This is a genomic window from Candidatus Latescibacter sp., assembly GCA_030692375.1.
In the GTDB taxonomy this organism is placed as follows: domain Bacteria; phylum Latescibacterota; class Latescibacteria; order Latescibacterales; family Latescibacteraceae; genus JAUYCD01.
Genome location: JAUYCD010000141.1, coordinates 1 through 7,991, shown reverse-complemented (window position 1 = coordinate 7,991; position 7,991 = coordinate 1). Strand labels below are relative to the sequence as shown.

The 7,991-nt window shown below is 49.5% G+C and carries 6 protein-coding genes; 3 read left to right on the top strand and 3 right to left on the bottom strand.

Features of this window, described 5'->3' with window-relative positions:
* Positions 1–588: 588 nt before the first annotated feature.
* Genes Q8O92_08720 through Q8O92_08710 form a run of 3 tightly spaced genes read right to left on the bottom strand, consistent with a single transcriptional unit; the run spans position 589 to position 4,303 of the window.
* The gene (locus tag Q8O92_08720) at positions 589–1,842 is read right to left on the bottom strand and encodes a T9SS type A sorting domain-containing protein (protein ID MDP2983398.1); all 1,254 of its coding nucleotides are present in this window, start codon (positions 1,840–1,842) and stop codon (positions 589–591) included.
* Positions 1,843–1,858: 16 nt separating this feature from the next.
* The gene (locus tag Q8O92_08715; protein ID MDP2983397.1) at positions 1,859–3,811 is read right to left on the bottom strand and encodes a hypothetical protein; all 1,953 of its coding nucleotides are present in this window, start codon (positions 3,809–3,811) and stop codon (positions 1,859–1,861) included.
* A 21-nt stretch (positions 3,812–3,832) separates the two neighbouring features.
* The gene (locus tag Q8O92_08710; GenBank protein MDP2983396.1) at positions 3,833–4,303 is read right to left on the bottom strand and encodes a hypothetical protein; all 471 of its coding nucleotides are present in this window, start codon (positions 4,301–4,303) and stop codon (positions 3,833–3,835) included.
* 177 nt (positions 4,304–4,480) lie between these two features.
* Between Q8O92_08710 and glnD the strand changes: the two genes are divergently transcribed.
* The 3 genes from glnD (at position 4,481) to Q8O92_08695 (ending at position 7,906) form a co-directional block, all read left to right on the top strand.
* Positions 4,481–7,180, top strand: coding sequence for a [protein-PII] uridylyltransferase (glnD, locus tag Q8O92_08705; protein ID MDP2983395.1), 2,700 nt, complete (start codon positions 4,481–4,483; stop codon positions 7,178–7,180).
* A gap of 110 nt (positions 7,181–7,290) precedes the next feature.
* Positions 7,291–7,539 carry a DUF433 domain-containing protein gene (locus Q8O92_08700; GenBank protein MDP2983394.1) on the top strand — a complete coding sequence of 83 codons (249 nt, stop codon included), beginning with the start codon at positions 7,291–7,293 and terminating at the stop codon, positions 7,537–7,539.
* 1 nt (position 7,540) lies between these two features.
* The gene (locus tag Q8O92_08695) at positions 7,541–7,906 is read left to right on the top strand and encodes a DUF5615 family PIN-like protein (protein ID MDP2983393.1); all 366 of its coding nucleotides are present in this window, start codon (positions 7,541–7,543) and stop codon (positions 7,904–7,906) included.
* Positions 7,907–7,991 lie beyond the last annotated feature (85 nt).

Here is a 7,991-nt window from a genome sequence, read left to right as displayed (position 1 = left end):
ATGTCCAAAGGACAGGGGGGATCAGTCCTTCAAGAAGGCATGCAATTATCCGATAATACTTTCACATAAAATTATTCTTATAACGATAAGCATTATAAGGAGTTACAAACATTAGTACAAAAATTCTGGGGGATGGCCAGTGAGAATGACGGATTATAGAAATCGGAAAGATGAAATCTGAAATCTATACATGACGACATAAATAATTGCACATGTTTTGTGTGTTTAGATCCTGAAACAAGTTCAGGATGACATGTGTCATGCCGAACTTGTTTCGGCATCTAATCTGAAAAGAAACGCAATAAAATATGTCGCCATAGACAAAAAATAGTCTGAACCTTGATTATGAGGATTACGGGATAGCCTTGATGAATTATACTATACGACATAAATAATTGCGCATGTTTTGAGTGTTTAGATCCTGAAACGAGTTCAGGATGACACGTGTCATGCCGAACTTGTTTCGGCATCTATTTTGAAAGAAACGCATTAAAATATGTCGTCATATATAAAAATCAAATCAATTATGAAATCATGCGAATCATGGTTCAGACTGTATTCGGAGAGGCGCCGGGGAAGAGCTGTGGACTACTTAACTACTGCCATCATTCGGGTGCAGGTGAAAAGCGAGGTGGACAACCGGTAGAAATACACTCCGTTCGCCAGGTTAGAGGCATCGAAAATCACCGTATGCCACCCGGGAGCTTTCTCCCCTTCCGTGAGCCCGGCGGTTTCACGGCCCAGGGAATCGAATACCTTAAGGGAAACCTTCTGTGAACTGGGCAGGGCATACCGTATTGTTGTTGCGGGATTGAACGGATTCGGATAATTCTGTTCCAGGCTGAATTGAACGGGGAGGTCAAGAGCGCCCTGTTTTACTCCGGTTGCTTGTTTTTTTAAGAACCAACCCCTGGCGGTCGGTTCGGTCTTTAAAAAGTTCAAAAGGAGCTGCGCCACCTTCTTCTGTCCGGAGCTGGAGGGATGGGTGCCGTCCGACTGAAAATCGGCGATCTCCCATTTCAAACCGTCGCCCCGGGCATTCAGGCCGTCCGCCCAGAGATAGGGCCCCCAGGCCAGCCAGGGCGCTTTTGCTTCAGCACCGGAAAAGGCGAGCGCCGTATCGCCGCTGATCTGTTTTTCGATCAGCCATTTCACGGTAAAACCCGATTCATAGGCATACGGTTCAGGATTGAGGGTGGTGGTAGCATAACCGCCGTATATCCGGCTGGACAGGTAGACAATCCTGATCTTCGGGTAACGGATTTTCAGAATCCCGACAATTTTTTCCATCTCTGATTGGAGTGTCTGGGCATATATGGGAAATGCCTGGGTCGGGCCGGCGTCGGCTTCCTTGAGCCAGGCCGCCTGGACCTGTTGAGCGGTGACTTTCGCGCTTGCCAGCCGCTGGTCGCAAATAGTCCAATACTGCGCCTGGGGATTGGAAATGACCGCCGCAGTCTGGCCGCCCTGTGCGCCGTCGACTATAATAACATTCGGGTTTTTTACCGGGTCGGCGTCGGCGATACTTTTAAACATCGAGAATTCCTGAGTGGTATTGGACATCCCTACAGAGAGGAAAACTATCCTGCCATTTACCGCATCCACCGCTCCCGTCTGGTCCAGGGGCTGAATCAGTCCGGCCATGGAAAGCCCGGCGGATTTATGGGATGAGGGCGAATCATTGCTTTCCGCGGGATAGAGGCCACCGGAATATCCTTTATACAACCCTGCGCCGAGTTCGTTCAACGGCGTGAATCCTACTGAGGTTTTCTGGGCGGATGCAAGTGCACAATGCCACACGACAAACAAGGTACAGAAGACAGTAACCTTTTTCCATATCATCGCTGTATCCTCTCTTTTATGTATACGGGTGTGAGTATCTGCGGTTCCAGGGCAGGTTCAACTCGAGAATATATTTTAACCGTATTACAGAGAATACCGGTCCGCGTGTCACAATGAAAAGCTTTTCGTAATAATTCCTGAGCTTCGGGTCTTTCAGCATGTTCCGGTTTTCACTATAGGATTCGAGAAGACCTTCGGGAACCGGCCTCGTGAAATGACCTGGTACGAACCCTCCCGTGAGATCGGGTATGGGGAGGCGTGCGAGGAGAGGATCGGTAATAGCCTGGGGATCGATAAGCTGATGCAGGGGACCCCTGCAAAACCCGACAATTCCGCCCCCTTCGATATATACAGGGCGGGATTCTTCACTTAACGCCCGGCAATGACGGCAATCTCTGATCACATGAAAACTTAAATTCCCGAAGGGAAAGCCTCCTTTGGAGTAGAATAGCGGATTCGAAGCGTAGTAGTAAGGGGAATTCTGATATATATTCCCGATCGCGTTCGGGAGATTGAACAATTTCATTCCATACCATTCACTTTTCAGGTAAGTCGCTTGAAGAGGGGTTTTGGCAGGCGTGAGGGGAATCACCAGGTTGTAGATGATACATGCCGCAACTGTTAACCGTAAACGGTATCTTCTCGCAAATTCGATCACCGGACTGCGGGGTGCCTTCCTCTTCTTTTTCCGCCAGGATTCCTTCAAAGGAATGTCCGGTTTAGGAGCTGGCGCTCCCAGAGCGACGAGGAGAACTGCTGAGAGAAACGGGGCGGAGACAAACCTTCCGCCCATAAAATCCCCGCCCGTGGAAATCACATAAAAGACTGCGGCGAGGAGGCCCATTCCGGCCATGAGATTGCGGCGATCCTTTCTGAGTACCGACACAATTATGGCGAAAAATATCACACACACGGTCAGAGGATCGGAGATAAGCACTGAAAAGAAATAGTTAATTCCCTGCTTCCAGACAACAGACGCCGGTGTAAGCCCCAGCTTCGCATAGTATGAATTTGGAAATGGGAAGCCATAATATATGAGAGAGAAGAGCACCCACCCAAATGCGGGAGATAATCCCGCCGCGAGCAGTCCAATCGTTTTTCTGCCCTGCGTTTTAAACGCACCGATGCAGAGCGCGGCGGCTGGGAAAGCGAACAGAAGCAGTGTATCCTGCCTGTTCAGGAATGCGAGCGAAGCAAACACGAGGAGCGGGACAATGAATTTTGGCTTGCTCTGATCTTCATCGCTAAAATAGCGGACATAAAACAGAACGATCAGGAGATAGGTAAGCGGATTCTCGAGACCGGATGATGTATACTCGACAAATGCCCGTGAGCTGAAGAGCACAGCGAGGAGAATAACCAGCGCCACATGGCGTTTGAACCGTATCAAATACGCTGCGATGGAGAGAACTGCGGCCAGACTGGCGAAATAGGAGAGGGCTATGGAGATGAAATACATCTTCGTGGTGTCTTCCATTGAATGAAGCCATTGAAGAGGGTAGTAGAAAACACTCATCAGGAGTATCCAGAGCGGATTTGTGTATGTCTGGACTCGTTCTATGGTATTCCACCGTAATCCATATCCATTGATAAAATTATCGACCGTCCGAAAGCTGATGAATGCATCGTCACATATATACGCATTCATGAAATAGAACAGGGTGAATATGTTTACAATGGCGATGAACGCGAAATCTGATGCCCGCTCCTGCCGGAAATTTCGGGAGATGTAAGTCAAAAGGAGTGTTACGGATCCAAGCAATGCAAGGAACAGGCCGATCGTGTCGATCTCCATATAACCGACCATGGGGATGACCGGAGTTTGAGATGACAGATAATGTTCCCTCATGACATCGATCAGTTTCAGTCCCTTGAATCGATGTATAACACAAGCCCCGGCAAGAACGAGCGCCGCGCCGTACAGATATGTGATAAGTGCTCGAGTAGAGGGCATCATTTTCCACTTCATAAGTTCATTTCTCTCAAGAAGCTATTCATTTGATAAAGCTGGTAAAGTATGAACGAGTATTTTTCCTGTGCCCAGTTGTGAACGAGGAATTAGCATGATGCTCCTCACATTCCGGCAGTCGGTAAAAACATGTATCTTTATGGTAAACCGAAGAGTATCGGAGGGATTTATGGATAACTCTGTGCTTGGGTTAAGAGAGCCGGTACCAATTATCCTTCTGTTTTCATCGTAAGCATCGCCGATCAAGGAAATAGACCGGAGAGGCACACCTGAGAAATTTTTTAAACAACTGGATAATTGTAAAAGGTTTGTGGAAAGCCCTTCCGCATACGGTGATCCCCTGAAACTCATATCGTTCGGGTTGTGGGCGCCCCAGAAAAACGAAAGCTCTGTCCAGCCTCCAATACAAAGGAACAGGAGAACAAAAATCGCTTCTGCTTTACGAAAGGAGCTGTATGTTTTGTGTGATTTTAAAGGTACGTTTGGATTCATTGTTACCCCATCTGATCCAGAAAAAATTCTTTCGATTAATGTAATTATCACACTTCAAAAAAACCACCCCTTTTTTGGTAATAAAGAGTTGCCTGAATTCGAAAGAAAAATGATATTTGATACATGTCGAAATATTTCTTCATGCAATCAATTAAAAACACGGTGAGATAGAAAAATATGACAACGCCTTCTGAGAAAGAGGAAAACCGCACCTTTTTAGAATCATTCGAGCGTGACCTTGATGCTGTCGCTAGCGATTATCCGCTTACCGGCGGCGCCGGGATTCTTTCCCGCGACGGTCTTAGTGCGTATCGGGCAGTCCTCGGACAGATACAAGAACGACTGGCGGCGCGGCATCTGGCAGGAGCATCCGGGATCGAGCTCTGCGCTCTCATGTCTTCGCTTGCAGACCGCCTCATCAGTCACCTATTCTGTATTTGTTTCCCCGGAGTTGAAGAGCCGCAGTTTGCGGTCATCGCACTCGGAGGGTATGGAAGGTGCGAACTCAATCCGTTTTCGGATATAGACCTCCTGTTCCTCATGGATAAAGAATCGTGCGGAGAGCATGAAGCGGGGATCACCGCCATGATTCAGTTTCTCTGGGACATGAATCTCGATATCGGACATTCCACCCGCAGCGCCGGGGAGTGCATCCACCAGGCTCACGAGGACAGCCATCTCGCCACTTCGCTTCTCGAATCACGGTTTCTTCTGGGGAAACGTGAAATCTGGGAAGAATTCATTATCCAATATCTGGCCTGGCTCAAGGAAAACGCCGGCAGACAACTGGCCTTGCAGAAGATAGAGGAGCGCCGTATCCGCCTGGAATCGTTCAGGAATACAGTGCAGATTCAAACCCCCAATGTAAAGGACTCGCCGGGCGCCCTCCGTGACATTCATATTTCACGGTGGCTTCTGACTCTCACAGGCCGGGGGAAAGATATAGAAGATTTGGGGGGGGCCGGCCTGCTCCATGAAAGTGAAGTCTCCGCGCTCCGTGAAGACCTGGATTTTCTTCTTCGGCTGCGGAACGCCCTCCATTTCACAGCGGGGAAAAAGGCTGATGTGCTCACTCATCTGAACTTGCCGGAGGTAGCTGCAAACCTTGGGTATTCCGGTGATGGCGCTTTGCCGATCGAAGACCTGATGCGCCGCTACTACATGCGGGCGGGCAGGGTGTTCCGCCTGACCAACCGGGTCGTCGGCAGGATCCGCGACCGGTTTTTCAACGGAGGAGAAAAGCCCTTGCTTGTCCTCCCTATCGGGCTTCGCACCGATGACACCCGGGTCGCACTGCTTGAGGAGAGCGATGATTTTCTCCTGAAGCATCCGCACCTTCTGGTGGAGATATTCACAGTGGCAGGGGCCTGTTCTCTTCAGCTCACCGAGGATACCGCTTCGGTCATCGAGAGGATTCTGGCGGACTTGCCTGTGGAATACCCCGACCACCCGGATGTACAAAAGGCTTTCCACGACCTGGTCAACATGCGGAGCGGAGTCTCACGCTCATTCCGTTTGATGCACAATCACGGTGTCCTGACCCGGCTGATTCCCGAATTCGGCAGTATAAGCTGGCACTACCAGTACGATTTCTATCATGCCTATACCACCGATGAACATTCTATCCGGGTGGTCGAAAACCTGGAAACCATGACTGCCGCAAAATTCTTTTCGTTCACGGTGATCCATGCACTCATGGAGGATATAACCGCAAGGGGTGCGCTCTATCTGGCCGGGCTCCTGCACGATATCGGAAAAGCGGAAGGCGCATCCCATTCCCTCCACGGCGAGCGGCTGGCGGCGAGGGCTCTGAAACGGCTCAATTTTGATGACCGTACCATCGAGCTTGTGCGTTTTCTCATCCGGGAACATCTCCTCATGTCCCATATTTCTCAGCGCCGCGACATGGACGAACCGGAAACAATAAGCGATTTTACCGAGCGTGTCCCAAGCTCCGGCCGTCTCCGTATGCTCACCGCGCTCACATTCGCCGACCTTTCAGCGCTGTCCGAGGGAGCGCTCACCGACTGGAAAAAATCCCTTCTCTGGAGCCTGTATAACCGGGCGCTCCAGCTTATCGAAAAAGGATATGAGAAAACCTCAGTCACCAGTGACGCCAGTGTTGAGAAAATAGTGCACGCCCTCCAAGGAAAGGTCTCCGCCCCGGCAATCCGCAAACACACCAAAAACCTTCCCGAACAGTATCTCCGGGTAACCGCGCCCGGTGAAATTCTGTCCCACATCAGCGGAATCGAACTGATGAAACAACACGGTTCCTGGGCTTCTTTCCACCGCCGGGGGAAGCTAAGCTATCTAACAGTCATCTGCGGCGATTATCCCCGCGCCCTTTCCGATATTTGCGGAACAATCACCGCCTCCGATATCAACATCATCGCGGCCCAGATATTCACCAGAAGCGACGGAGTCATCATCGACACTTTCCTCATTGTGAACGGAACCGGAGAAACGCGCATCTCCCCGGAAACCCAGCGGATGTTTAAAGGCAGTCTGGACCGGGTGATCGCGGGCGAGATTCAGGTCGGCGACCTGATTCGCAGCCACCGTCTCCGCTGGAAGCGCCGCAAGCGGAATGCCGTATACTATCCGCCCCGGGTGCGGGTGGACAATACCCTTTCCTCACTGTTCACTATCATCGACATATTCGCCTCCGATTACACCGGCCTCCTCTACGATGTCACGAGCGTGTTCGCCGCACACGATATCGATATCCATACCGCCCGTATCGGCACCGACCAGGATCAGATCGCTGATGCTTTCTATATCCGTAAAAAGGGCGGCGGAAAAATCGAAGACGAGAGGGAGCTTGAAAAGCTCAAAGAGGCGATTATTGACAGACTGAGGAAAGCGGAGGAATGAAAGAAGGGAAGCAATATAATCCTTGACTAATTACGAACAAAAAAGATATACTGTTTTAAACATACACTGATGGAGGTTAGGAAAAATGATAATTAAGGAGGGACCTATATATGCAAGAAAGAGTTTTGCTTACACGAATCACCTTTGATCCGAACATTATGGCGGGCAAGCCGGTCATCAAGGGTACGCGCCTGACTGTGGAGTATATTCTCAATCTCCTTGCTCGTGGAGCTACACCGGAGGAGATAATTGCAGAATATAAAGGATTGACACTGGAGGATATTCAAGCATGTTTGTTGTTTGCAGCCTGTTCGCTGGATAATTCGGACTTCATGCCGCTTCCGGTTGAGAAGGTATAGTATGCGGTTCCTCGTCGATGAGTGTGTAGGTTCAAATCCGGCTAACTGGCTACGAGAACAAGGGCACGATGTGGTTTCGGTTTACGAAGATGCCCGTGGAATAACCGACAACCAGGTATTCCAGAAAGCGCTCAAAGAGAACCGAATCCTCATTACACTCGACAAGGATTTTGGGGAGAAAATCCACCGCGAACAACACCCTCATAAGGGTGTAATCCTCTTACGTCTCAATGATGAACGCTCGATAAATAAAATTGATGTCCTTCGTAGACTTCTTCTGCAATATGGGGATGGATTGAATGATAATTTTATTGTTGTAACTGAAACAACAGTCAGGTTCGTTCGGGAGAGGAAGAGTGAAGGATGAAGTAATTTATTTAGGGTCTGCTGAAAAAAGGTATTTGGCATTACACGTCAAAGATAAAGGTTAATCTCGCTCGAAATCCGACGAG